Origin of the sequence: Streptomyces sp. NBC_01237 (assembly GCF_035917275.1) — a bacterium.
Classification (GTDB): Bacteria; Actinomycetota; Actinomycetes; order Streptomycetales; family Streptomycetaceae; genus Streptomyces.
The window spans coordinates 1,690,298-1,715,056 of the sequence record NZ_CP108508.1 but is presented as its reverse complement, the minus strand read 5'-3'; the positions used below and the strand labels follow the sequence as shown (position 1 = coordinate 1,715,056).

Annotated in this window: 20 protein-coding genes and 1 pseudogene; 12 read left to right on the top strand and 9 right to left on the bottom strand. The window is 69.5% G+C overall.

From position 1 onward, the window contains the following. Nucleotides 1-1,518, top strand: coding sequence for a sugar ABC transporter ATP-binding protein (locus tag OG251_RS07600; protein WP_326676427.1), 1,518 nt, complete (start codon nucleotides 1-3; stop codon nucleotides 1,516-1,518). Continuing rightward, nucleotides 1,515-2,558, top strand: coding sequence for an ABC transporter permease (locus OG251_RS07595; RefSeq protein ID WP_326676426.1), 1,044 nt, complete (start codon nucleotides 1,515-1,517; stop codon nucleotides 2,556-2,558). Before OG251_RS07600 ends, OG251_RS07595 begins: the two co-directional genes overlap by 4 nt. Before the next feature lie 162 nt (nucleotides 2,559-2,720). Here the strand turns inward: OG251_RS07595 and OG251_RS07590 are convergent, their stop codons facing one another. The 6 genes from OG251_RS07590 to OG251_RS07565 all read right to left on the bottom strand — a co-directional run bounded on the left by OG251_RS07590 (nucleotide 2,721) and on the right by OG251_RS07565 (nucleotide 9,806). Then, a complete protein-coding gene (locus OG251_RS07590) occupies nucleotides 2,721-3,392 on the bottom strand; it encodes a FadR/GntR family transcriptional regulator (RefSeq protein WP_073729173.1) in 672 nt (223 codons plus the stop codon). A 104-nt stretch (nucleotides 3,393-3,496) separates the two neighbouring features. Further along, entirely contained in the window at nucleotides 3,497-4,555 is a 1,059-nt protein-coding gene (locus OG251_RS07585) for an LLM class flavin-dependent oxidoreductase (RefSeq protein WP_326676425.1), read from the bottom strand. A gap of 156 nt (nucleotides 4,556-4,711) precedes the next feature. Continuing rightward, entirely contained in the window at nucleotides 4,712-6,322 is a 1,611-nt protein-coding gene (locus OG251_RS07580) for a glycerol-3-phosphate dehydrogenase/oxidase (protein WP_326676424.1), read from the bottom strand. 5 nt (nucleotides 6,323-6,327) lie between these two features. Continuing rightward, complete coding sequence (glpK, locus tag OG251_RS07575; RefSeq protein WP_326676423.1) at nucleotides 6,328-7,878, bottom strand: glycerol kinase GlpK; 1,551 nt, start codon at nucleotides 7,876-7,878, stop codon at nucleotides 6,328-6,330. Between the two features lie 41 nt (nucleotides 7,879-7,919). Continuing rightward, nucleotides 7,920-8,693: an MIP/aquaporin family protein gene (locus OG251_RS07570; RefSeq protein ID WP_326676422.1), complete on the bottom strand. Its 774-nt coding sequence runs from the start codon at nucleotides 8,691-8,693 to the stop codon at nucleotides 7,920-7,922. Nucleotides 8,694-9,041: 348 nt separating this feature from the next. Further along, nucleotides 9,042-9,806: an IclR family transcriptional regulator gene (locus OG251_RS07565; RefSeq protein WP_326676421.1), complete on the bottom strand. Its 765-nt coding sequence runs from the start codon at nucleotides 9,804-9,806 to the stop codon at nucleotides 9,042-9,044. 241 nt (nucleotides 9,807-10,047) lie between these two features. Between OG251_RS07565 and metH the strand changes: the two genes are divergently transcribed. Both metH and OG251_RS07555 read left to right on the top strand, forming a co-directional pair. Then, on the top strand, nucleotides 10,048-13,560 hold the full coding sequence (gene metH / locus OG251_RS07560) for a methionine synthase (protein ID WP_326676420.1): 3,513 nt from the start codon (nucleotides 10,048-10,050) through the stop codon (nucleotides 13,558-13,560). A 140-nt stretch (nucleotides 13,561-13,700) separates the two neighbouring features. After that, a complete protein-coding gene (locus tag OG251_RS07555) occupies nucleotides 13,701-14,402 on the top strand; it encodes an HAD family hydrolase (RefSeq protein WP_326676419.1) in 702 nt (233 codons plus the stop codon). Between the two features lie 50 nt (nucleotides 14,403-14,452). Here OG251_RS07555 and OG251_RS07550 read toward each other — a convergent pair whose 3' ends face one another. Together OG251_RS07550 and OG251_RS07545 are read right to left on the bottom strand one after the other, a co-directional pair. Beyond that, entirely contained in the window at nucleotides 14,453-15,124 is a 672-nt protein-coding gene (locus OG251_RS07550) for a response regulator (protein WP_073729189.1), read from the bottom strand. A 9-nt stretch (nucleotides 15,125-15,133) separates the two neighbouring features. Further along, the gene (locus OG251_RS07545) at nucleotides 15,134-15,979 is read right to left on the bottom strand and encodes a RecB family exonuclease (protein WP_326681181.1); all 846 of its coding nucleotides are present in this window, start codon (nucleotides 15,977-15,979) and stop codon (nucleotides 15,134-15,136) included. A gap of 171 nt (nucleotides 15,980-16,150) precedes the next feature. Here OG251_RS07545 and OG251_RS07540 point away from each other — a divergent pair, with 171 nt between their 5' ends. From OG251_RS07540 to OG251_RS07530, 3 genes are all read left to right on the top strand, one after another. Further along, complete coding sequence (locus tag OG251_RS07540; protein WP_073729586.1) at nucleotides 16,151-17,401, top strand: site-2 protease family protein; 1,251 nt, start codon at nucleotides 16,151-16,153, stop codon at nucleotides 17,399-17,401. 73 nt (nucleotides 17,402-17,474) lie between these two features. Next, entirely contained in the window at nucleotides 17,475-18,383 is a 909-nt protein-coding gene (locus OG251_RS07535; protein WP_073729193.1) for a tRNA (adenine-N1)-methyltransferase, read from the top strand. A 247-nt stretch (nucleotides 18,384-18,630) separates the two neighbouring features. Further along, nucleotides 18,631-19,209: a hypothetical protein gene (locus tag OG251_RS07530; RefSeq protein WP_326676418.1), complete on the top strand. Its 579-nt coding sequence runs from the start codon at nucleotides 18,631-18,633 to the stop codon at nucleotides 19,207-19,209. Nucleotides 19,210-19,213: 4 nt separating this feature from the next. Here OG251_RS07530 and OG251_RS07525 read toward each other — a convergent pair whose 3' ends face one another. After that, a complete protein-coding gene (locus tag OG251_RS07525) occupies nucleotides 19,214-19,525 on the bottom strand; it encodes a ferredoxin (RefSeq protein ID WP_073729197.1) in 312 nt (103 codons plus the stop codon). A 241-nt stretch (nucleotides 19,526-19,766) separates the two neighbouring features. Between OG251_RS07525 and arc the strand changes: the two genes are divergently transcribed. The 5 genes and pseudogenes from arc (at nucleotide 19,767) to prcB (ending at nucleotide 24,744) form a co-directional block, all read left to right on the top strand. Continuing rightward, a complete protein-coding gene (gene arc / locus OG251_RS07520; protein ID WP_326676417.1) occupies nucleotides 19,767-21,533 on the top strand; it encodes a proteasome ATPase in 1,767 nt (588 codons plus the stop codon). 247 nt (nucleotides 21,534-21,780) lie between these two features. Continuing rightward, nucleotides 21,781-23,292, top strand: coding sequence for a depupylase/deamidase Dop (dop, locus tag OG251_RS07515; RefSeq protein ID WP_326676416.1), 1,512 nt, complete (start codon nucleotides 21,781-21,783; stop codon nucleotides 23,290-23,292). A gap of 120 nt (nucleotides 23,293-23,412) precedes the next feature. Then, entirely contained in the window at nucleotides 23,413-23,631 is a 219-nt protein-coding gene (locus OG251_RS07510; RefSeq protein WP_030782898.1) for a ubiquitin-like protein Pup, read from the top strand. Between the two features lie 124 nt (nucleotides 23,632-23,755). Further along, nucleotides 23,756-23,947: pseudogene (locus OG251_RS07505) on the top strand (endonuclease domain-containing protein); the annotation flags it as partial. After that, complete coding sequence (gene prcB, locus OG251_RS07500) at nucleotides 23,899-24,744, top strand: proteasome subunit beta (protein WP_326676415.1); 846 nt, start codon at nucleotides 23,899-23,901, stop codon at nucleotides 24,742-24,744. The pseudogene OG251_RS07505 and the gene prcB, both read left to right, overlap by 49 nt. Nucleotides 24,745-24,759 lie beyond the last annotated feature (15 nt).

Sequence of the window (24,759 nt, the reverse complement as noted above, 5' to 3'; positions counted from 1 at the left end):
ATGAACCAGGCACCACCACCTGCCGTACAGGCGACAGGCATCGTCAAACGCTTCGGACCCACGGTGGCACTGGACGGCGTCGAGCTCACGGTGCGGCCCGGCGAGTCCCACGCGCTCGTCGGCCGCAACGGCGCGGGCAAGTCCACCCTCGTCAGCGTCCTCACCGGACTCCACCGGGCGGACGAGGGCACCGTGACCTTCGGCGGGGAGCCGTCGCCCGCCTTCGGGGACACCATGGCCTGGCAGTCCAGGATCGCCTGCGTCTACCAGAAGTCCATGGTCGTCCCGGACCTGACCGTCGCCGAGAACCTCTTCCTCAACCGCTTCGACGACAACGCCCGCTGGATCAGCTGGGGCAGGCTCCGCAGACGTGCCGAGGCGCTGCTCGCCGAGTACGGGGTCCAGGTCGACCCCAACGCGCGCGCCCGGGACCTCGCCGTGGAGCAGCGGCAGTTCGTGGAGATCGCCCGCGCGCTGTCCTTCGGCGCCCGGCTGATCGTCCTGGACGAACCGACCGCACAGCTCGACGCCCGCGGGATCGGGCGGCTCTTCGACAAGCTGCGGGAACTCCAGGGCCAGGGAGTGGCGTTCCTGTTCATCTCCCACCATCTCCAGGAGGTGTACGAGCTGTGCACCGCCGTCACCGTCTACCGTGACGCCCGCCATGTGCTGACCGCCCCGGTCGCCGACATCGGCAAGGCCGATCTGGTCGCGGCGATGACGGGGGAGCAGGGCAGCGGCGCGGGCGCCTGGCACGCCACCGGCGCAGGCGCGGTCGACGAGTCCGCCGCCCCCGTGCTGCGTACCGAACAGCTGGCGCTGACGGGCGAGTTCGAGGCGATCGACCTCCAGGTGCGCCCCGGTGAGGTGCTCGGCCTCGCGGGCTCGGCGGCCAGCGGCAACACCGCGCTCGGCGAGACGCTGGCCGGGATGCGCAGGGCGACCGGCGGCACGGTCTCCGTGCACGGCAGCGCCGTACGGCCCGGCAGCGTGCCGCACGCCCTGGACGCCGGGATCGGGTACATCCCCGAGGACCGCCACGACCAGGGGCTCGTGCTGGACCGCAGCGTCGCCGAGAACGCCACCCTCACGGTCACCGACCAGCTCGGCCCGTGGGGGACCGTACTGCCCTCCCGCACCCGGCAGTTCGCCCGGTCCATGATCGCCTCGCTCGACATCAAGACCCAGGGGCCCGAGCAGCCGGTCTCCGGGCTCTCCGGCGGCAACCAGCAGAAGGTGGTGGTCGCCCGTGCGCTGGCCCGCGGACCGAGCGCGCTGGTCGCGGTCCGGCCCACGGCGGGGGTGGACATCAAGTCCAAGGACTCGCTGCTGGGTGTGGTCCGGCGGGTCGCCGACGAAGGAAACGCGGCAGTGATCATCTCGGACGAGCTGGACGATCTACGGGTCTGCGACCGGGTGCTCGCCCTGTTCCACGGGCGGGTCGTCGCGACGTTCGCAAGCGGGTGGACCGACGGGGAACTCGTCGCCGCCATGGAAGGTGTGGGGGAAAGGGAATGACCGGGACGATACCGCCGTCCGTCGCCGACGACGGCATCAAGAGCGGGGCGGGGGACACCGGCCCGCGCAGTCGGCTGGCGCTGATCCGGTGGAGCGACTTCTCGCTGGTGCCGGTGATCCTGGTGCTGATGGTGATCGGGTTCATCGTCTCGCCGGTGTTCCTCACCTCCAACAACCTGATCAGCGTCGTCCAGCAGTCCTCCGAGCTGAGCCTGCTCGTGCTCGGCCAGGCACTGATCCTCATCTGCGGCCGGATGGACCTGTCCCTGGAATCGACGATCGGCATCGCGCCCGTCGTCGCCATGTGGCTGGTGCTCCCCACGGACGGCGGCCGCTTCGCCGGTCTGGAGCTCTTCCCGGCCTGGTCGGCGATTCCGCTCTGCCTGCTCGTCGGCCTGCTCGTGGGCGTGATCAACGGCTTCCTGATCCTCAAGCTCCGGGTCAACGGCTTCATCGCCACGCTCGGCATGCTCACCATGCTGCGCGGCCTCCACATCGGTATCACCGAGGGCAAGTCGATCACCGACGTCCCGGAGTCCTTCCGCTACCTGGGCAAGAGCGAGTGGTTCGGCGCCCCGGCCGCTGTCTGGATCTGCCTGGCGCTGTTCGCGATCGGCGGCGCGGCGCTGGCCTGGCTGCGTCACGGGCGCTCGCTGTACGCCATCGGCGGCAACCCGGAGGCGGCGCGGGCGGCCGGAATCCGGGTCGACCGGATCACCTGGATCGTGCTGGCCGTCGGCGGGCTGCTGGCGGCCTTCGCGGGCATCCTCTACACCGGCCACTACGGATCGGTCGCGGCCACCCAGGGCAACGGCTGGATCTTCCAGGTGTTCGCCGCCGCGGTGATCGGCGGCATCAGCCTCAAGGGCGGGCGCGGCACGCTGTTCGGTGCCCTGACCGGCGTACTGACGCTTCAGCTGGTGGTCAATGTGATGACCCTCGGCGGTGTGCCGGCCCTGTGGAACCAGTTCCTCAACGGCGCGATCATCATCGTCGCGCTGGTCATCTCCCGCTTCGCGAGCGGCGAGAAGCAGGACTGAGCGGACCGCCTCGCGGGAGCGGGCGGGCCGTGCCGTACGGGCCGGTGGGTGAGGTGTCACCCACCGGCCCGTACGTATGTCATGGCGTCCGGAGAGGTTCGATGAGGCGTCCCCGGTGTCATGGACTCCGGGGCGGGCGCGGCCGCCGGGCCCGGACGAGCCTCACAGCGTGGACCTGAGCCACTGCTCCACGCTCGCCACATGCACCGTCGCCCAGGCGCGTGCGGCCTCCGCGTCCCGGTCCCGCAGCGCGGCGAGGATCGCCCGGTGCTCGTGCAGGGTGCGGCTGACGGCGTCCTCCTGCGTCAGACCGCGCCAGACCCGCGCCCGTGTGGTCGGCCCGGAGAGTCCGTCGAGCAGGGAGCAGAGCACCGAATTGCCGGAGGACTGCACGATCCCGCGGTGGAAGTCCAGGTCGGCCGCGACCAGCTCCTCGACCGACGGCTGTCCGCCCAGGGCATCCAACTGGGCCCCGAGCACGTCGAGTTGGGTCTCGCTGATCCGGCCCGCCGCCATCGCGGTCGCGGCCGGCTCCAGGATACGGCGCACCGCGAGGAATTCCAGCACCGTGTCGTCGCGGTGGAAGTCCACCACGAAGCTCAGCGCCTCCAGGAGCAGCTGCGGGTCCAGGCTGGTGACATAGGTGCCGTCGCCCTGCCGCACATCGAGGATCCGGATCAGCGACAGGGCGCGCACCGCCTCCCGCAGGGAGTTGCGCGACAGCCCCAGTTCCGCGGCGAGTTCACTCTCCTTGGGCAGCCGGTCGCCGGGACGTAGCGCACCCGAGACGATCATTCCCTTGATCTTCTCGATCGCCTCGTCGGTGACAGCCATGACGGTCCTCCTGGATTCGGACTGGATTAGACATCCGATGTCTGGCTCCATTATGCGGGTCCGGACACCCGAAAGAGCAGCCTCTGCCCCAGCCGTGGTGCTGGTCACTCCCAGAGGGAGGACGGTGCCTCGCGTCGTACGACGGGGGCGATCTCCTCGGCGAACCTCTCCAGGGTCTCCAGCTGTTCCTCCTGGCTCAGTCCGAAGCCGTCCACGGTGATCGACTGGAGGTCGTGACGGTACACCGCGTGGTAGCCGAGGATCTTGTCGATGATCTGCTGCGGGCTGCCGATCAGCTGAGGTCCGTTCTCCATCGCGTCCTCGATCGTCCGGAACGGGGTGTTGTACCCGGCCCGGCCCGCGAGATGGGGTTTGAACGTCTGCCGCACCCGTGCCTCGTACAGCTCCTTGTACCGTCCGACGGCCTCCCGCGGACTGTTCGCGATCAGCAGCCCGCCCGAGCCCGCCGCCACATGCGCGTCGGCCGGATCGTGCCCGTACGCCTCGAAGCGCTCCCGGTAGTGGTCGATCAGCCGCGCGTACGCCTCGCGCGGCTGGACGGCATTGGCCGTGAACAGCGGATCACCGTGCTTGGCCGCCAGCTCGGGGGAGTTGAGGCTGGTCGCCGAGCCGTGCCAGACGCGGGGCGCCCCGGCGTACGGACGCGGCACCGTCGTCACGTTCTTCAGCGGTGGACGGAACTCGCCCTCCCAGTCCACGCCCTCCTCCGTCCACAGCCGCCGCAGCAGTTCGTACTTCTCCTCCTGGAGGTCCCACTGACGGTCCTCGTCGAGTCCGAAGAGGTCGAAGTGCCCGGCCTCGGCGCCCTTTCCGACGACCAGTTCGAGCCGCCCCCGGGAGAGCTGGTCGAGCGTCGCGAAGTCCTCGGCGACCCGCACCGGGTCCAGGATCGCGACGACCGTGACCCCGGTCAGCAGCCTGATGACGCTCGTACGGGCGGCGATCGCGCCCAGCACCACGCTCGGGCCGGAGGAGAGGAACGGCCCGGCGTGCCGCTCGCCGATCGCGTACGCGTCGAAACCGAGGCGCTCCGCCGCCGCACCGGTTTCGATCACCTCCTCGAACCGGTCGGCGGCCGAGGGGAGTTCACCGGTCAGCGGGTGCGGGGAGTGGCCGATCAGGGAAAGTACGGAGAATTTCATGACCTCCACTGTCCCCGCGGCATATTGCGCGCGTATGGCGGCCGTGTGGCACATACCCGGGCAGGGGTGCGGCGCGGTGTCCCGGATGCGCGGACGGGGGCGCCTCCCCGCCAGTGGGAAGCGCCCCCGTGCACCCGCCCGGTGCCGGTCCGGTGATCAGCCCCGGCCGGCCAGCATGTCCTCGACCCTGCCGCGGATCTCGTCGGTCGCGAGCCCCCGGATCGTCAGCGTCGTACGGCGGCGCAGCACATCGTCCGCCGTCTCGGCCCACTCGTGGTCGCGGGCGTAGGCGACCTGGGCCCAGATCTCCGGCGCGTCCGGGTGGACGCGCTCGGCCAGCGCCGGGTTCTCGTTCGCCAGGCGCGCGATGTCGAAGGACAGCGAACCGTAGTGGGTGGCCAGGTGCCGTGCGGTGTCGGGCGACATCCGGGGACCGGGGGCACCGCCGTCGACCAGGAGCCGGTGCGCGACCGCGGCGGGGTTGGATATCCCGGGCAGCGGAAGCTTCCGCGGCAGCCGTGCCATCGGCTCCATGTCCTCCGCCAGCGGGTGCCCCGGCAGCGCGGCGAGCTTGTTCATCACGGTGCGGCCGATGTGGCGGAACGTCGTCCACTTGCCGCCGGCGACCGAGAGCATGCCGCCGCGGCCCTCCGTCACGACCGTCTCGCGCTTCGCCTTGGACGTGTCGCCGGGGCCGCCGGGCAGCACCCGCAGACCCGCGAAGGAGTACGTGATCAGATCGCGGGACAGTTGCTGGTCCCGGATCGAGAACGCCGCCTCGTCCAGGATCTGCGCCGTGTCCGCCTCGGTCACCGCGACATCGCCCGGGTCGCCCTCGTACTCCTCGTCGGTCGTACCGAGCAGCAGCATGTCCTCCCAGGGCAGGGCGAACGTGATGCGGTACTTGTCGATCGGGGTGGCCAGCGCCGCCTTCCAGGGGCGGGTGCGCTTGAGCACCAGGTGCGCGCCCTTGGACAGACGTATGGAAGGCGCCGCGTTCGGGTCCTCCATCTTCCGCAGGTGATCGACCCACGGTCCCGTCGCGTTCAGCACGAGCCGGGCGGTGATCCCGAACTCCGTGCCGTCCGTGCGGTCCGACAGATCGGCGCCCGTGACCCGGCCCCTGGTGAACCGGAGGCCGGTCACCGCCGCGTGGTTGAGGACGGCCGCACCCGCCTCGACGGCCGCACGGACCGTCATCAGCGCCATGCGGGCGTCGTTCATCTGGTCGTCGCCGTAGACCGCGACGGCCTTCAGGTTGTCCGTACGCAGCTCGGGGACGTCGCGCTGCGCCTTCGCGGGGCTGATCACATGGCCGAGGCCGTCACCGAACGCGGACAGCGCCGAGTACGCGAACACGCCCGCACCGAGCTTCGCCGCGCCGTGCGGCCCGCCCTTGTAGACCGGCAGGTAGAAGGTGAGCGGATTGGCCAGGTGCGGGGCGACCTCGCGGGAGACCGCGCGCCGTTCGAAGTGGTTCTCCGCCACCAGCTTCACCGCGCCGGTCTGCAGGTAGCGCAGACCGCCGTGGAGCAGCTTGGAGGAGGCGGAGGAGGTCGCCCCGGCGAAGTCACCGGCGTCCACCAGCGCCACCCGCAGTCCGGACTGCGCGGCGTGCCAGGCGGTGGAGATGCCCAGGATGCCGCCGCCGATGACCAGGAGGTCGTACGTCGCCTTGGAGAGCTGCTCCCGAGTCTCGGCGCGGCTCGGGAGGGAGCCGGAGGCCGGGTGCGTCCCGAGTGCCGGGACGCTCTGCAGGGTGGTCATGGTGATTACTCCTCGACTGTGCTGTCGTCGAGCCAGCCCATGGTCCGCTGCACGGCCTTGAGCCAGCTCTTGTACTCGCGGTCGCGGGTCTCCGCGTCCATGCGGGGGGTCCACTCCGCGGCCCGGCGCCAGTTGGCGCGCAGGGCATCGGTGTCCGGCCAGAAGCCGACGGCCAGACCGGCGGCGTAGGCGGCGCCGAGGCAGGTGGTCTCGGCGACCATCGGGCGCACCACGGGTGCGTCGAGGAAGTCGGCGAGCGTCTGCATCAGCAGGTTGTTGGAGGTCATGCCGCCGTCGACCTTGAGCGCCGCGAGCTCGACGCCGGAGTCCTTGGTCATGGCGTCGCTGATCTCGCGGGTCTGCCAGGCGGTGGCTTCGAGTACGGCACGGGCGATGTGCGCCTTGGTGACGTAGCGGGTGAGACCGGCGATGATGCCGCGGGCGTCGGGGCGCCAGTACGGGGCGAACAGGCCGGAGAAGGCGGGGACGAAGTAGGCGCCGCCGTTGTCCTCGACCGAGGAGGCCAGCGTCTCGATCTCGGCCGCGGACTTGATCAGGCCCATCTGGTCGCGCATCCACTGCACCAGCGAACCGGTGACCGCGATGGAGCCCTCCAGGGCGTACACCGGGCGCTGGTCACCGATCTGGTAGCCCACCGTGGTGAGCAGACCGTTGTACGAGTTCACCGGGGTGTGGCCGGTGTTCATCAGCATGAAGGTGCCGGTGCCGTACGTGGACTTGGCCTCGCCCTCGGCGAAACACGTCTGGCCGAACAGCGCGGCCTGCTGGTCACCGAGCGCGGAGGCCACCGGGACCCCGTCGAGCACTCCGCCCTTGGCGGAGCCGTACACCTCGGCGGAGGAACGGATCTCGGGGAGCACGGCGGCGGGGATGCCGATGGAGTGGAGGATCTTCTCGTCCCACGCCATCGTGTGCAGGTTCATCAGGAGGGTGCGCGAGGCGTTCGTGACGTCGGTGACATGGACGCCGCCGTCGGTGCCGCCGGTCAGATTCCAGATGACCCAGGAGTCCATGGTGCCGAAGAGGATGTCGCCGCGCTCGGCGCGCTCGCGGAGTCCCTCGACGTTGTCGAGCAGCCAGCGGACCTTGGGCCCGGCGAAGTACGAGGCGAGCGGCAGACCCGTCTCGCGGCGGAAGCGGTCCTGGCCGACGTTGCGGCCCAGCTCCTTGCAGAGCGCGTCCGTGCGGGTGTCCTGCCAGACCAGCGCGTTGTGGACGGGCTCGCCGGTGTTCTTGTCCCAGAGCAGGGTGGTCTCGCGCTGGTTGGTGATGCCGATCGCCTTGACGTCGGCGGAGGTGATGCCCGCCTTGACGATGGCCGAGGCGACGACCTCCTGGACGTTCTCCCAGATCTCGGTCGCGTCGTGCTCGACCCATCCCGGCTTCGGGAAGATCTGCTCGTGCTCCTTCTGGTCGACGGAGACGATCCGGCCGTCCTTGTCGAAGACGATGCAGCGGCTGGAGGTGGTGCCCTGGTCGATGGCCGCGATGAACGGCCCGGTGCCATGGGTCCCGGTGGTGTGTGCGTCGGTCACGGTGTGCTCCCGGAAAGTCTGTGTGTACGGCTCTGAATGGCTCAGGCGAAGGCGAGCTGGTAGATCCCGCCCGCGAGGGCGCCGCCGATCAGCGGACCCGCCACGGGGATCAGGGCATAGCTCCAGTCCGAGCCGCCCTTGTTGGGCAGTGGAAGCAGAGCGTGCACGATTCGGGGGCCGAGGTCACGGACCGGGTTGATCGCGTATCCGGTCGGGCCGCCGAGCGAGAGGCCCAGACCGACGACGACGAACGCGGTGATCATGGCGCCGAGCACGCCCGGACCCTTCGGATCGTCCGGACCGAGGCCGGGGATCGTGCTCTGGGTGAGGATGGCGAGCACCAGGACGGTGGTCGCGATGATCTCGGTCGCCATGTTCTGGCCGACGTTGCGGATCTCCGGCGAGGTGAAGAAGACGCCGTGCACCGGACCCGGGTTCGCCGTCTTCTGCTGCGCGACCTCGGGGTCGTTCAGATGTGCCTTGAAGTGACCGAAGTACGCGGCCCAGACGAGCACCGCGCCGATCATCGCGCCGAGGAGCTGCCCGGCGAAGTAGACCGGGACGTCGCTCCACTCGGTGGCGCCCTTGATCGCGAGGCCGACGGTCACCGCCGGGTTGAGGTGGGCGCCGGAGGTGCCGGCGGATATGTACGCGCCGGTGAGCACGGCGAAGCCCCACCCGAAGGTGATGGCGAGCCAGCCGGCGTTGAACGCCTTGGAGCGCTTCAGCGTGACGGCGGCACAGACGCCGCCGCCCAGCAGGATGAGTACGGCGGTACCTATGGTCTCGCCGATGAAGATGTCGGAGCTGGACACCCGCGACTCCTTTGTCGTTCGTCCAGGGGAAGGCGACTCACCGGGTCCCTCCGGTGAATCGCGCCCCAGGTGGGTACCCACGAAGTGTGGTCACTCCACCTGTAGGGCTTGGCCGGCCCTTGGCACTGTCACACCCTAACGCGGAAATTCCGTTAGGTGTTCGGCAATGCCGACCGTTGAACGGCAGTGTTTCTCCCGAATGAATGAAGCGTCAAGGGTGTGTGGCGTACGACTCGGTACGGGACCCGATCGTTACGGCCTCGGCCGGTGCCGGCGGGTGCGGGTGCGGGAGTCGGTGCGGCGGGTGCGGCGGCCTGCGCGGGAGTCGGCGCGGCGGGGCCGGTCGGATCAGAAGCGGCCGGCGCCCAGGTCCCGGGAGACCGCGCGGGCGCAGTCCCGTACCGCCGCGATCAGCTCGGGGCGCAGCTCGCCGCCCGGGCAGACCCGCTCCACCGCTCCGGTGACGGCCACCGCGCCCACCGGCATCCGCCGCCGGTCGTGGACGGGTGCGGCCACGGCGGCCACCCCTTCCCAGGTCTCCTCCACGTCGGTGGCCCAGCCGCGTGCCCGGATCAGGTCGAGCAGCGACTCGAACTCGTCCGCGGCGGTGACGGTGCGGTTGGTGAAGGACCGCCGCTCCGTCTCCATGACCTCGCTGTGCGCCACCGGGTCGAAGGCCGAGAGCACCTTGCCCAGCGCCGTGGAGTGCAGTGGCTGCATGGCCCCGACCTCCAGGACCTGGCGGCTGTCGTCGGGCCGGAAGACGTGGTGGACGATGAGGACGCCGTGCTGGTGCAGGACGCCCAGATGGACGCTCTCGCCGCTGGAGCGGGCCAGGTCGTCGGTCCACACCAGGGCGCGCGCCCGCAGTTCGTGGACGTCCAGATAGCTGTTGCCGAGCCGCAGCAGTTCGGCGCCGAGCTGATAGCGGCCGGACGCCGCGTCCTGCTCGACGAAGCCCTCCAGCTGGAGCGTGCGCAGAATGCCGTGGGCGGTGCCCTTGGCCAGCCCCAGGGAGGAGGCGATGTCGGAGAGGCCGAGCCGGCGCTCGCCGCCCGCCAGCAGACGCAGCATCGCGGCCGCCCGCTCCAGCGACTGGATGTTCTTGGCCATCGCGCCGTACTCCTCCACCTCGGTTCGACAATGCTGAACACTATCGGTCGATGCCGACCTGTGCTCGACCCCTGGGAAACTCTGCCCCACCACTCGCAACGTGCTGTTCCCCGGGCACAGCATGCAGTCCGCACCTTGAACGCACTGACGGGGCACGGCGGCGTCCGGCTACCCTGGCGGGGTGCGCCTTCCTACAGAGGGTCGCAAAGCCGACAGCCGTCGCATCCCTGGGAGATCATCCATGGCCTCGTTGCCGACATCCGCCGCCGAAAGCCGGACCCGAGTCGACGCCCTCCGAGAGGCGCTCGCCACCCGTGTGGTGGTGGCCGACGGTGCCATGGGCACCATGCTCCAGGCACAGGACCCCACCCTTGAGGACTTCGAGAACCTCGAAGGATGCAACGAGATCCTCAATGTCACCCGCCCCGACATCGTCCGCTCGGTGCACGAGGAGTACTTCGCGGTCGGTGTCGACTGCGTCGAGACGAACACCTTCGGGGCGAACCTCGCGGCCCTCGGCGAGTACGACATCCCCGAGCGCGTCCACGAGCTCTCCGAGTCCGGCGCCCGGATCGCCCGTGAGGTCGCCGACGAGTTCACCGCGTCGACCGGACAGCAGCGCTGGGTGCTGGGCTCCATGGGACCGGGCACCAAGCTGCCGACCCTGGGCCACGCCCCGTACGGCAAGCTCCGCGACGCCTACCAGCAGAACGCCGAAGGCATGATCGCCGGTGGCGCCGACGCCCTCCTGGTGGAGACCACCCAGGACCTGCTGCAGACCAAGGCGTCGATCATCGGTGCCCGGCGGGCCCTGGAGGCCACCGGCAGCAACCTGCCGCTGATCTGCTCCGTCACCGTCGAGACGACCGGCACCATGCTGCTCGGCTCCGAGATCGGCGCCGCGCTCACCGCGCTGGAGCCGCTCGGCATCGACATGATCGGCCTGAACTGCGCCACCGGCCCCGCCGAGATGAGCGAGCACCTGCGCTACCTCGCCCGGCACTCCCGGATCCCGATCTCCTGCATGCCGAACGCGGGACTCCCGGTGCTCGGCAAGGACGGCGCGCACTACCCGCTGGGCCCGTCCGAGCTCGCGGACGCCCAGGAGACCTTCGTACGCGAATACGGCCTCTCCCTGGTCGGCGGCTGCTGCGGTACGACGCCGGAGCACCTGCGCCAGGTCGTCGAGCGGGTCCGCGGCACGGCCCCCACGGTGCGCGAACCGCGCCCCGAGCCCGGTGCCGCCTCGCTCTACCAGACCGTCCCCTTCCGCCAGGACACCTCGTACCTCGCGATCGGTGAGCGTACGAACGCCAACGGCTCGAAGAAGTTCCGCGACGCGATGCTGGAAGCCCGCTGGGACGACTGCGTCGAGATGGCCCGCGACCAGATCCGCGAGGGCGCGCACATGCTCGACCTCTGCGTCGACTATGTGGGCCGCGACGGCGTCGCCGACATGGAGGAGCTGGCGGGCCGCTTCGCGACCGCCTCCACCCTCCCGATCGTGCTGGACTCCACCGAGCTGCCCGTGCTGCGCGCCGGCCTGGAGAAGCTCGGCGGCCGTGCCGTGCTGAACTCCGTCAACTACGAGGACGGCGACGGCCCCGAGTCCCGCTTCGCACTGGTCAGCGCGCTGGCCTCGGAGCACGGTGCCGCACTGATCGCCCTGACCATCGACGAGGAGGGCCAGGCCCGCACCATCGAGCACAAGGTCGCCATCGCCGAGCGGCTCATCGAGGACCTCACCACCAACTGGGGCATCCACGAGTCGGACATCCTCATCGACACCCTCACCTTCACCATCTGCACCGGTCAGGAGGAGTCCCGCGGCGACGGGATCGCCACCATCGGGGCCATCCGCGAGCTGAAGAAGCGCCACCCCGACGTCCAGACCACACTGGGCCTGTCCAACATCTCCTTCGGCCTCAACCCGGCCGCCCGCGTGGTGCTGAACTCCGTCTTCCTCGACGAGTGCGTCAAGGCGGGTCTCGACTCCGCGATCGTGCACGCCTCCAAGATCCTTCCGATCGCGCGCCTGGAGGAGGAGCAGGTCAAGGTCGCCCTCGACCTGATCTACGACCGCCGCGCCGAGGGCTACGACCCCCTGCAGAAGCTCATGGAGCTGTTCGAGGGCGTCAACATGAAGTCCATGAAGGCGGGCAAGGCCGAGGAGCTGCTCGCCCTGCCGCTGGACGAGCGCCTTCAGCGCCGCATCATCGACGGCGAGAAGAACGGTCTGCAGGCCGACCTCGACGAGGCCCTCCAGGACACGCCCGCCCTGGACATCGTCAACAACATCCTGCTCGAAGGCATGAAGGTCGTCGGAGAGCTCTTCGGCTCGGGCCAGATGCAGCTGCCGTTCGTGCTCCAGTCCGCCGAGGTCATGAAGACCGCGGTGGCCCACCTGGAGCCCCACATGGAGAAGTCGGACGCGGACGGCAAGGGCACCATCGTGCTGGCCACCGTCCGCGGCGACGTCCACGACATCGGCAAGAACCTCGTCGACATCATCCTGTCCAACAACGGCTACAACGTCGTCAACCTGGGCATCAAGCAGCCCGTCTCCGCGATCCTGGAAGCCGCCGAGGAGCACCGCGCCGACGTCATCGGCATGTCCGGTCTCCTGGTGAAGTCCACCGTGATCATGAAGGAGAACCTCCAGGAGCTGAACCAGCGCAAGCTGGCCGCCGACTACCCGGTGATCCTCGGCGGTGCCGCCCTCACCCGGGCCTATGTCGAACAGGACCTCCACGAGATCTACGAGGGCGAGGTGCGCTACGCCCGCGACGCCTTCGAGGGCCTGCGGCTGATGGACGCCCTCGTCGCCGTCAAGCGCGGAGTCCCCGGCGCCACGCTCCCCGAGCTGAAGCAGCGCCGGGTGCCCAAGCGGGAGGCGGCCGTCCTGGAGGTGTCGGAGCCGGAGGAGGGCGTCCGCTCCGACGTCGCGACGGACAACCCCATCCCCGAGCCGCCGTTCCGGGGCACCCGGGTCGTCAAGGGCATCCAGCTCAAGGAGTACGCCTCCTGGCTGGACGAGGGCGCGCTCTTCAAGGGTCAGTGGGGCCTCAAGCAGGCCCGTACCGGCGACGGACCGACGTACGAGGAGCTGGTGGAGACCGAGGGCCGCCCGCACCTGCGTGGCTGGCTCGACAAGCTCCACACCGAGAACATGCTGGAGGCGGCCGTCGTCTACGGCTACTTCCCCTGCGTCTCCAAGGGCGACGACCTGATCCTGCTCCACGAGGACGGCTCGGAGCGCACCCGGTTCACCTTCCCGCGCCAGCGCCGCGGCCGGCGCCTGTGTCTCGCCGACTTCTTCCGCCCCGAGGAGTCCGGTGAGGTGGATGTCATCGGCCTCCAGGTCGTCACCGTCGGCTCGAAGATCGGCGAGGCCACCGCCGAGCTCTTCGAGGCCAACTCCTACCGTGACTACCTGGAGCTGCACGGCCTGTCCGTACAGCTCGCCGAGGCCCTGGCGGAGTACTGGCACGCCCGGGTCCGCAGCGAGCTGGGCTTCGCCGGCGAGGACCCCGCCGACGTCGAGGACATGTTCGCGCTGAAGTACCGCGGCGCGCGCTTCTCCCTCGGCTACGGCGCCTGCCCCGATCTGGAGGACCGGGCGAAGATCGCCGAGCTCCTGGAGCCGGAGCGGATCGGGGTCAAGCTCTCCGAGGAGTTCCAGCTGCACCCGGAGCAGTCCACCGACGCGATCGTCATCCACCACCCCGAGGCGAAGTACTTCAACGCCCGGTGAGGCACTGTTCCCCGCGCGGCAGGACGCCGTTCCCCGCGCGGTAGCCGGACGAGTCGTACACTGGTCGGTCCAGTGCAGGCCGGTCGCCCTCCCCACCGGGACGGCGGCCGGCCTTCTCGTCCCTACGGAAGGTGTGCCGGATGACCAGTACGGTTCCCGCGTCCCTGACTCGCACGGCCGAAGGCGCCGCCCTGCAGGCGGTCCTTCTCGACATGGACGGAACCCTCGTCGACACCGAGGGCTTCTGGTGGGACGTCGAGGTGGAGGTCTTCGCCGATCTGGGTCACCGGCTCGACGAGGCATGGCGGGACGTGGTCGTCGGCGGGCCGATGACCCGCAGCGCCGGCTACCTCATCGACTCGACCGGGGCCGACATCACGCTCGACGAACTCACCGGGCTGCTCAACGACCGCTTCGAGAAGCGCATCGGACGCGGGGTGCCGCTGATGCCGGGCGCCGGGCGTCTGCTGGCCGAGCTCGCCGCGTACGACGTGCCGACCGCCCTCGTCTCCGCCTCGCACCGGCGGATCATCGACCGGGTGCTGGACTCGGTCGGCCACCACCACTTCGCCCTCACGGTCGCCGGCGACGAGGTCACCCGGACGAAGCCGCACCCGGAGCCCTACCTCACCGCCGCCGCCGGCTTCGGGGCCGACCCGTGGCGCTGCGCGGTCATCGAGGACACCGCCACGGGTGTCGCCGCGGCGGAGGCCGCGGGGTGCCGGGTGGTCGCCGTACCGTCCGTGGCGCCGATCGCTCCGGCATCGGGCCGGGTGATCGTGAGCTCGCTCGAAGAAGTCGATCTCGCGTTCCTCCAGGGACTGGTCACGGGAACGCGCTGAGAACACGAGCGCGGCGACCGCCCCGTCCACCCGCGCCGGGACCCGTGCCGTCACTGGGCGCCGGGGCGCACCAGACCGCTCTCGTAGGCGTAGACGGCGGCCTGCACGCGGTCCCGCAGGCTCAGCTTCGTCAGCACATGCCCCACGTGCGTCTTGACCGTCGTCTCGCTGACGAACAGGTCCGCGGCGATCTCCGCGTTGGACAGCCCGCGCGCCACCAGCTTCAGCACTTCCACCTCGCGCTCCGTCAGCGTGTGCAGCGCGTCCGGAACCGGGTCCTCGCCCGAGGGAAGGTGATCGGCGTACTTGTCCAGCAGCCGGCGCGTGATGCTCGGCGCCAGCATCGCCTCACCCGCCGCCACCACCCGGATGGCCTGAACCAGCTCATTGGCCGGAGCGTCCTTCAGCAGGAAGCCGCTCGCACCCGCGCGCAGCGCTTCCACCACGTACTCGTCGAGGTCGAACGTCGTCAGGACCAGCACCTTCGCCGGACCGTCCCGGCCCGGACCGGTGATCTGACGGGTGGCCTCCACACCGTCCATCCGAGGCATACGGATGTCCATCAGCACCACATCGGGCTGCAGCGCCCGGACCTGATCGATGGCCTGCAGACCGTCCCCGGCCTCACCGACCACCGCGAGGTCGCCCTCGGCCTCCAGAATCATCCGGAAGCCGGTGCGCAGCAGTGGCTGGTCATCGACCAGCAGGACCCGGATCGCCACGAAAACTCCTTAAGGGCCCTCAAGGGCCACTGGTTGGCCGGCCTCGGCCCGGACCGGTCCCATTCTGCCCTGGACATCCTCGCCGGACTCCGCCGGGCGTACCGACAACGGGTACACCGGGGGAGTCCCGCCGAATTCCGGACAGACCGCTCGGTGGTCGCACCAGCCGCACAGCTTCGTCGGACGCGGCCGCCACTCGCCCGTCTCCGTCGCCAGTGAGATCGCCTCCCACAGCGCCAGCAGCTTGCGCTCCACCCGCTCCAGGTCGGCCACCACCGGGTCGTACGTCAGCACGTCACCGCTGCCCAGATAGACCAGCTGGAGCCGCCGCGGCACGACGTCCTTCAGCCGCCAGATCACCAGGGCGTAGAACTTCATCTGGAACAGGGCACCCTCCGCGTACTCCGGACGCGGTGCCTTGCCCGTCTTGTAGTCGACGATCCGGACCTCACCGGTCGGCGCCACGTCGATCCGGTCGATCACCCCGCGCAGCTTCAGCCCGGACGCCAGCTCCGTCTCGACGAACAGCTCCCGCTCGGCGGGCTCCAGACGGGTCGGGTCCTCCAGCGAGAACCAGCGCTCCACCAGCTGCCCGGCCTCACCCAGCCAGCGCGCCAGCCGCTCGCCCTCCGTGTCCTGCGCGAACAGCTCGGTCAGCTCCGGCTTCGACTCCAGCAGCCGGTCCCACTGGCCGGGAATCAGCGCCCGCGCCCGCGGGGCCGTGCGGTCCGCCGCCGGTGCGTCGAAGAGCCGCTCCAGCACCGCATGCACCAGCGTGCCCCGGGTAGCCGCCTCACTGGGCTTCTCCGGCAGCTTGTCGATGACCCGGAAGCGGTACAGCAAGGGGCACTGCATGAAATCGCTCGCCCGCGACGGCGACAGGGACGAGGGCGGCTGGGGCGGCCGCGGTACGGAGCTCATGGCTCAGACCCTACGACCCGCCACTGACAGCGAGCGGCATACCATCGACCACAGAGCCTCGCACACTGCATGATCGTGGCGGACGCCACCGACCGAAGGGACCACGTGGACGAGAGCGGCGACAGCGGGCGGCCGCAGCCCGGCGCAGGGGGAACGGGCCCCGGCGCCGGACCCGAGAACGGCAAACCGCAACGCCCCGCAGAACCGGGCGGCGGCCTGCTCATGGGCCGCCCCTTCGGAGTGCCCGTATACGTCGCCCCCAGCTGGTTCGTCGTGGCCGCCCTCATCACCTGGGTCTTCGGCGGTCAGCTCGACCGGGTCCTGCCCGAGCTCGGTGGCCTCCGGTACCTGGTCGCGCTCTTCTTCGCGATCGCCTTCTACGCCTCCGTACTCGTCCATGAACTGGCCCACACGGTCGCCGCGCTGCGCTACAAGCTCCCGGTCCGCCGTATCCAGCTGCAGTTCTTCGGCGGCGTCTCGGAGATCGAGAAGGAATCCGAGACCCCCGGCCGCGAATTCGTCCTCGCCTTCGTCGGGCCGCTGCTCTCCCTCGTCCTCGGCGGTGTGTTCTACCTCGCCATGCAGTTCGTCGAGCCCGGCACCGTCCCAGGCGTCCTGCTCGCCGGACTGATGATCTCCAACCTCATCGTGGCCGCCTTCAACCTGCTCCCCGGCCTCCCGCTCGACGGCGGCCGGATGCTGCGCGCCGTCGTCTGGAAGATCACCGGCAAGCCCATGAGCGGCACCATCGCCGCCGCCTGGGTCGGCCGCGGCCTCGCCGTCACCGTCCTCGTCGGCCTCCCGCTCCTCACCCACACCGGAGCCCTCGGCAACGCCACCGACGAGATCAGCGGCATGGAGACCGTCACCGACGCCCTGCTCGCCGCGATCCTCGCCGGAATCATCTGGACCGGCGCCGGAAACAGCCTGCGCATGGCCCGCCTGCGCGAACACCTCCCCGACCTGCGCGCCCGCACCCTCACCCGGCGCGCCGTCCCCGTCGAATCGGCCACCCCGCTCTCCGAGGCACTCCGCCGGGCCAACGAAGCGGGCGCCCGCGCCCTCGTGGTCGTCGACGGACAGGGCAACCCCAAGGGCGTCGTCCGGGAGGCGGCCATCGTCGGCGTCCCCGAACACCGCCGCCCCTGGGTCGCCGTCAGCGGTCTCGCCCAGGACCTCACCGACGGCATGAGGGTCCCCGCCGAACTCGCCGGAGAAGCCCTGCTGGACCGGCTGAAGGCCACCCCGGCCACCGAATACCTCGTGGTCGAGGAGACCGGCGAGATCTACGGAGTCCTCTCCACCGTCGACGTCGAACGCGCATTCGTCGCCGCCATGGCCCGCCCCGGCGCCTGACCCGGCGGCGGGGCCCGGTCACCGCAGCCGCCGGCGCGGTCGGCGCCCCGGGAAACACCGGTACGCTGGTCACATGTCTGAACCGACCGGTGCCGCCCGCCGACGTGGGCCCTTCAAGGTCGGGGACCAGGTCCAGCTCACCGACCCCAAGGGACGCCACTACACCTTCACGCTCGAAGCCGGAAAGAATTTCCACACCCACAAGGGTTCTTTCCCGCACGACGAGCTGATCGGTGCTCCCGAGGGCAGTGTTGTCCGTACCACGGGAAACGTCGCCTATCTCGCGCTGCGCCCCCTGCTCCCCGACTTCGTCCTGTCCATGCCCCGCGGCGCCGCCGTGGTCTACCCCAAGGACGCGGGCCAGATCCTGGCCTTCGCCGACATCTTCCCCGGCGCCCGTGTCGTGGAGGCAGGCGTGGGGTCGGGCGCGCTGAGCACCTTCCTGCTCCGGGCCATCGGCGAGCAGGGCATGCTGCACTCCTACGAGCGCCGCGAAGACTTCGCCGAGATCGCCCAGCAGAACGTCGAGCGCTACTTCGGCTCCCCGCACCCCGCCTGGCAGCTCACCATCGGCGACCTGCAGGACAACCTCTCCGACACCGAGGTCGACCGCGTCGTCCTGGACATGCTCGCCCCCTGGGAGTGCCTGGAGGCCGTGTCCAAGGCGCTCGTGCCCGGCGGCATCCTCTGCGCGTACGTCGCGACCACCACCCAGCTCTCGCGGACCGTCGAGTCCATCCGTGAGATCGGCTGCTTCGCCGAGCCGCAGCCCTGGGAGTCGATGATCCGCAACTGGCACGTCGAGGGTCTGGCCGTCCGCCCCGACCACCGGATGATCGGTCACACCGGCTTCCTCGTCACCGCCCGCCGGCTCGCGGACGGCGTCGAGGCCCCGCTGCGCCGCCGCCGCCCGTCCAAGGGCGCCTACGGCGACGACTACGACGGACCCGGCAGCCAGAGCGGTTCCGCCACCCGCGGCTGACCCCGCACAACGCACCGGCGCCGCCGCGCAGTTGCCCGGACCGACCCGGGAACTGCGCGGCGGCGCCTTTTCGTTGCGGTGGGGGCGGTCGTACACCGGTGGGAACCGGCACCCGCGGGAACCGGCGCCCACCCCGCCGTTCCCACGCCGTGTGAGGTGTGGCACGATGCTGGCCACCCCCGCCAGCCGACGCCCATCCGGCACCGCCCTTCCCCCGGCTCCCCAGGAACCACAGGAGACATACCGCGTGCAGACCTCCGAGCTGCCGGACCTCGCGCACACCGACACCAAGCCGGTGCACTGGCTCGCCACGGCCGCGGCCATGGCCGCCGTCGTCGCCGGGGCGGGACTGCTCCAGCCCGACTCGGCCACCGCCACGGCGTCGGAGCACCGCAGTACCGCCCGGCACGGCACCGCGCCCGTCGCGGCCCCGGACCCGGCGACGGCGTCCTTCCCGCTGGACTGCGGCACTGCCGGGCGCACGGTGGCCAAGCAGGCCCCCGGAGACCTCGACGGGGACGGCAGGCCGGAAACGGTGGCGGTCGTCCACTGCGCGGCCGGCTCCGGCACGCCGCCCAGCGGCGTCTACGTCCTCACACAGGGGAGCGGGGCCGCGTCCAGGGTCGTGGCGACCCTGGTGGACCCCGCTCAGAAGATGACGGTCGGCGACTTCGCCGTGCGTGACGGCATCGTCTCGGCGACCCTGCTCGGCTACTCCTCGATCGATGTCCCGCGCTGCTGCCCGGACCAGCGGGAGAACGTCACCTGGCACTGGAAGGGCAACGCCTTCGTCCGCTCCTCGGGCGATCTCGCACGGAGTGCCTGAGCGGTTACTGCGCGTCCGGTCCGTAGACCTCGACACTGTCCGAAACGCGACGGACATGAATGCAGTCGCCGGGGCACTCCTTGGCCGAGTCCACGATGTCCTGGAGGAGCGGCAGCGGCACCGGCGTTGTGGCGCCCTTGTCCTGCAACAGCTCGTCGTCCCCGCTCTTCACGTACGCCAGACCGTCGATGTCCAGCTCGAAGACCTCAGGTGCGTATTGCACACAGATGCCGTCGCCCGTGCAGAGGTCCTGGTCGATCCAGACCTCCAGGTCCTGGGTGTCACTGTCGCCCGACGCGTCCTGCTGCACGGTCATGTGTCCTGCCGTTCCCTGCGTATCTGAACCAATTGGAGCCAGCCCTGACGGGTGTTGAACGCTTCGACGATACAACCGGCCGCTTTCCGATGCTCAAGGGTGGGTATTCCCTTCTCGTGAGGGAGAGCGCAAGGGTGAAGATCGGACACGTCCCGGAGTCTTTGTGATCTAGGGGTTTCAATCATCACCCACCCAGGTAGGGTCAGGAAGCGTCCAGCTCCCCATGGAGGAGGTGAGGACCGTGGCAGCCCACGACGACGACATCAACCGCGGCAACCGGCCCGGGCGGGGGTCAGAAGACCCAGCCGGCCAGGTCGCCTATCTCGAGCAGGAAATCGCCGTCCTGCGACGTAAGCTCGCCGACTCTCCGCGTCATACGAGGATTCTCGAAGAGCGGATCGTCGAGTTGCAGACGAACCTCGCAGGCGTGTCCGCACAGAACGAGCGGCTCGCCAATACGCTCCGCGAGGCCCGCGACCAGATCGTGGCCCTCAAGGAGGAGGTCGACCGGCTCGCACAGCCGCCGGCCGGCTTCGGGGTCTTCCTGCAAGCGAACGAGGACGGTACGAGCGACATCTTCACCGGGGGCCGCAAGCTCCGGGTGAACGTGAGTCCCAGCGTGGAGCTCGAAGACCTCCGGCGAGGCCAGGAGGTCATGCTCAACGAAGCGCTCAATGTGGTCGAGGCCATGGCGTACGAGCGTGCGGGCGACATCGTCACCCTCAAGGAGATCCTTGAGGACGGCGAACGGGCCCTGGTGGTCGGGCACACCGACGAGGAGCGGGTGGTGCGGCTCGCCGAGCCCTTGCTGGACATCACCATCCGCCCCGGCGACGCCCTTCTGCTGGAGCCGAGGTCCGGCTACGTCTACGAGGTGGTCCCCAAGAGCGAGGTCGAGGAGCTCGTCCTCGAAGAGGTCCCGGACATCGACTACGACAAGATCGGCGGTCTGGGCGACCAGATCGAGCTGATCCGCGACGCGGTCGAGCTTCCGTACCTGCACCCCGACCTCTTCCGGGAGCACGAACTGCGGCCACCGAAGGGCATCCTGCTCTACGGCCCGCCCGGCTGCGGCAAGACTCTTATCGCCAAGGCCGTCGCCAACTCGCTCGCCAAGAAGGTCGCCGAGGTCACCGGACAGCCCACGGGGAAGAGCTACTTCCTCAATATCAAGGGCCCCGAGCTCCTCAACAAGTACGTCGGCGAGACCGAGCGGCACATCCGCCTCGTCTTCCAGCGTGCCCGGGAGAAGGCGAGCGAGGGTACCCCCGTCATCGTCTTCTTCGACGAGATGGAATCCCTCTTCCGCACCCGCGGCAGCGGCGTCAGCTCGGACGTGGAGAACACCATCGTCCCCCAGCTGCTCGCCGAGATCGACGGGGTGGAGGGCCTGGAGAACGTCATCGTCATCGGCGCCTCCAACCGCGAGGACATGATCGACCCCGCCATCCTTCGACCCGGCCGCCTCGATGTGAAGATCAAGATCGAGCGTCCGGACGCCGAGGCCGCGAAGGACATCTTCGCGAAGTACCTGACCCCGTCCCTCCCGCTGCACGCGGACGATCTGGCCGAGCACACCGGCTCCAAGCCGGCCGCCGCCCACGCCATGATCCAGTCCGTCGTGGAGCGGATGTACACGGAGTCCGAGGAGAACCGCTTCCTCGAGGTCACGTACGCCAATGGCGACAAGGAAGTCCTGTACTTCAAGGACTTCAACTCCGGCGCGATGATCCAGAACATCGTCGACCGGGCAAAGAAAATGGCCATCAAGGCATTCCTCGAACAAGGCCAGAAGGGCCTTCGCGTCTCCCATCTCCTCCAGGCATGCGTGGATGAGTTCAAGGAGAACGAGGACCTTCCGAACACCACCAACCCGGACGACTGGGCCAGGATCTCCGGCAAGAAGGGTGAGCGGATCGTCTTCATCCGCACACTCGTCACCGGAAAGCAGGGCGCGGACACCGGCCGGTCCATCGACACGGTGGCGAATACCGGGCAGTACCTGTAGTGAGCGGTCCGGCTGCGGATGCCCGGTTCGGGCGTCCGCAGCCGGTTGCTTTCCGACCGTCACGACCCGGCCGGAACAATGACGTAATTGATCTCCCCACCGGCGCAGAGGCGCTCTAGGCTCTGCGGTACCGCCGAGTCGCGCAGTGCGGTGACGGGCACCGCACACGCACCGCACACGCACCGGACAAGCAGCGGTACTTGAGCGTCGCCCCCGCAGGGGAGCGGCGCCGGGCAAGGAGGGCCGCATGACCGTACGGCGAGTAATGGGCATCGAGACGGAGTACGGAATCTCCGTCCCCGGCCACCCCAACGCCAATGCCATGCTCACCTCGTCCCAGATCGTCAACGCCTACGCGGCGGCGATGCACCGGGCGCGCCGCGCCCGCTGGGACTTCGAGGAGGAGAATCCGCTGCGCGACGCGCGAGGCTTCGACCTCGCCCGTGAAACCGCCGACTCCAGCCAGCTCACCGACGAGGACATCGGCCTCGCCAATGTGATCCTCACCAACGGTGCCCGGCTGTACGTCGACCACGCGCACCCCGAATACAGCTCACCCGAGATCACCAATCCACGCGACGCGGTGCTGTGGGACAAGGCCGGCGAGCGCATCATGGCCGAGGCCGCCGAGCGGGCGGCCGCGATCCCCGGTGCCCAGCCGATCCACCTCTACAAGAACAACACCGACAACAAGGGCGCCTCCTACGGCACCCACGAGAACTACCTGATGCACCGGGAGACCCCGTTCTCGGACATCGTGCGCCACCTGACCCCGTTCTTCGTCTCCCGGCAGGTCGTCACGGGCGCGGGCCGGGTCGGCATCGGCCAGGACGGTCACGAGCACGGCTTCCAGATCAGCCAGCGCTCGGACTACTTCGAGGTCGAGGTGGGCCTGGAGACCACACTCAAGCGCCCCATCATCAACACCCGGGACGAGCCCCATTCGGACGCGGAGAAGTACCGCCGGCTCCATGTGATCATCGGTGACGCGAATCTCTCGGAGATCTCGACCTATCTGAAGCTCGGCACCACGGCCCTGGTCCTCTCCATGATCGAGGACGGCTTCATCAACGTCGACCTCGCCGTCGACCAGCCCGTACGGACCCTGCACCAGGTCTCGCACGACCCCACCCTGAAGCAGCTCGTCACGCTCCGCAGCGGCCGGACACTCACCGCCGTCCAGCTGCAGATGGAGTATTTCGAACTGGGCCGCAAGTACGTCGAGGAACGCTACGGCGCCGACGCGGACGAACAGACCAAGGACGTCCTGCTCCGTTGGGAGGACACCCTCAACCGGCTGGAGAACGATCCGATGAGCCTGGCGGGGGAGCTGGACTGGATCGCGAAGCGGGAACTCATGGAGGGCTACCGCCGGCGCGACGGCCTGGACTGGGACGCGCCGCGCCTGCACCTGGTGGACCTCCAGTACGCCGACGTACGGGCGGACAAGGGGCTCTACAACCGCCTGGCGGCCCGCGGCAGGATGAAGCGCCTGCTGGACGAGGACGAGGTCACCCGGGCCCGCACGAAGCCCCCCGAGGACACCAGGGCCTATTTCCGGGGCCGCTGCCTGGAGCAGTACGCGGACGACGTCGCCGCGGCCTCCTGGGACTCGGTCATCTTCGACCTGCCGGACCGTGACTCGCTGCAACGGGTGCCCACCATGGAGCCGCTGCGCGGCACCCGCGAACACGTCAAGGACCTCCTGGACCGGTGCCGCACGGCGGAGGAGCTGGTCCGGGTGCTGTCGGGCGGCTGAAAGGCCGCTCTGCTGGGAATCAATCAGATGACCTCCGGACGTTGAGACAAGTACCGGGCCAATGTCGGACCCCATGGGTAGGGTCTGATCAAGTGCTTCGAACCGAGCGGGGTGAGCTACATGGCGACCAAGGACACCGGCGGCGGACAGCAGAAGGCGACGCGCTCCACCGAGGAGACCGAGGAGCAGGCGCAGGATGCGCAGGCGTCCGAGGACCTCAAGGAACGCCAGGAGAAGCTGAGCGATGACGTCGACTCGGTACTGGACGAGATCGACGACGTCCTCGAAGAGAACGCCGAGGACTTCGTCAGGTCTTTCGTTCAAAAGGGTGGACAGTAGTTCGCGGATGTGAACGCCCGGAAGTGAACCCGGGCGCTCGCGGTGCACGGGGAGGCGGGGTGACGGGCTTGCGTGACAGAGGTGAGCCGTCGCCCCGCACGCGGCCGCACGATGAATTTCCGCTGCTCCCGCCGAACATGTGGATCACTGTCACGGGGCGGGTAGGGTCCGTGGCGTAATGTGCTTCAACTGCAATTCGGCCATCGGCAAGTTGGGGGATGATCCTGACACCTTGCGCAGGGCCATCGCATACCTGGAGGGAAACGCGTGGAAGCCAACACTCGTAGCACCGGGCGTCTACCAGCTGCCTTCCTGACGCCGGGTTCGTCCTCGTTCATGGACTTCCTGTCCGACCAGTCGCCCCAGATGCTTCCGGGCAACCGGAGTCTGCCGCCCCTGCAGGGGGCCATCGAGGCGCCGCACGGTACGACCATCGTCGCGGCTTCGTTCCCGGGCGGTGTCGTGCTGGCCGGTGACCGGCGCGCCACCATGGGCAACATGATCGCGCAGCGCGACATCGAGAAGGTCTTCCCGGCCGACGAGTACTCGGCGGTGGGCATCGCCGGTACGGCGGGTCTGGCCGTGGAGATGGTCAAGCTCTTCCAGCTGGAGCTGGAGCACTTCGAGAAGGTCGAGGGTGCTCAGCTCTCCCTGGAGGGCAAGGCCAACCGTCTCTCCACCATGATCCGCAGCAATCTGGCCATGGCCATGCAGGGTCTCGCGGTCGTCCCGCTCTTCGCGGGCTTCGACGTGGACCGCGAGAAGGGCCGGATCTTCTCGTACGACGTCACCGGCGGACGTTCCGAGGAGAGCGGGTACGCGGCCACCGGCTCCGGCTCGATCTTCGCCCGCGGGTCGATGAAGAAGCTCTACCGCGAGGACCTGACGGAGCAGCAGGCCCTCACCCTGGTCGTACAGGCGCTGTACGACGCCGCGGACGACGACTCGGCGACCGGTGGCCCGGATGTGGCCCGCCGGATCTACCCGATCATCACCGTCATCACCGACGAAGGCTTCCGGAGGCTGACCGATCAGGAGTCCGCCGAGATCGCGCGCTCGATCCTGGAGCGGCGCCTGGAGCAGCCCGACGGCCCGCGCGCCGCGCTGCTCTGACCGGTCCCTGAGGTT

What these genes read in the sequence shown, in the direction of transcription:
- OG251_RS07555 (WP_326676419.1), top strand. Translation starts at nt 13,701, where the DNA reads ATGACCAGTACGGTTCCCGCGTCCCTGACTCGCACGGCCGAAGGCGCC.
- OG251_RS07525 (WP_073729197.1), bottom strand. Translation starts at nt 19,525, where the DNA reads ATGACCGTGCAGCAGGACGCGTCGGGCGACAGTGACACCCAGGACCTG.
- OG251_RS07600 (WP_326676427.1), top strand. Translation starts at nt 1, where the DNA reads ATGAACCAGGCACCACCACCTGCCGTACAGGCGACAGGCATCGTCAAA.
- OG251_RS07595 (WP_326676426.1), top strand. Translation starts at nt 1,515, where the DNA reads ATGACCGGGACGATACCGCCGTCCGTCGCCGACGACGGCATCAAGAGC.
- OG251_RS07585 (WP_326676425.1), bottom strand. Translation starts at nt 4,555, where the DNA reads ATGAAATTCTCCGTACTTTCCCTGATCGGCCACTCCCCGCACCCGCTG.
- OG251_RS07545 (WP_326681181.1), bottom strand. Translation starts at nt 15,979, where the DNA reads ATGCAGTGCCCCTTGCTGTACCGCTTCCGGGTCATCGACAAGCTGCCG.
- metH (WP_326676420.1), top strand. Translation starts at nt 10,048, where the DNA reads ATGGCCTCGTTGCCGACATCCGCCGCCGAAAGCCGGACCCGAGTCGAC.
- dop (WP_326676416.1), top strand. Translation starts at nt 21,781, where the DNA reads ATGACCGTACGGCGAGTAATGGGCATCGAGACGGAGTACGGAATCTCC.
- OG251_RS07510 (WP_030782898.1), top strand. Translation starts at nt 23,413, where the DNA reads ATGGCGACCAAGGACACCGGCGGCGGACAGCAGAAGGCGACGCGCTCC.
- OG251_RS07590 (WP_073729173.1), bottom strand. Translation starts at nt 3,392, where the DNA reads ATGGCTGTCACCGACGAGGCGATCGAGAAGATCAAGGGAATGATCGTC.
- OG251_RS07580 (WP_326676424.1), bottom strand. Translation starts at nt 6,322, where the DNA reads ATGACCACCCTGCAGAGCGTCCCGGCACTCGGGACGCACCCGGCCTCC.
- OG251_RS07565 (WP_326676421.1), bottom strand. Translation starts at nt 9,806, where the DNA reads ATGGCCAAGAACATCCAGTCGCTGGAGCGGGCGGCCGCGATGCTGCGT.
- OG251_RS07535 (WP_073729193.1), top strand. Translation starts at nt 17,475, where the DNA reads ATGTCTGAACCGACCGGTGCCGCCCGCCGACGTGGGCCCTTCAAGGTC.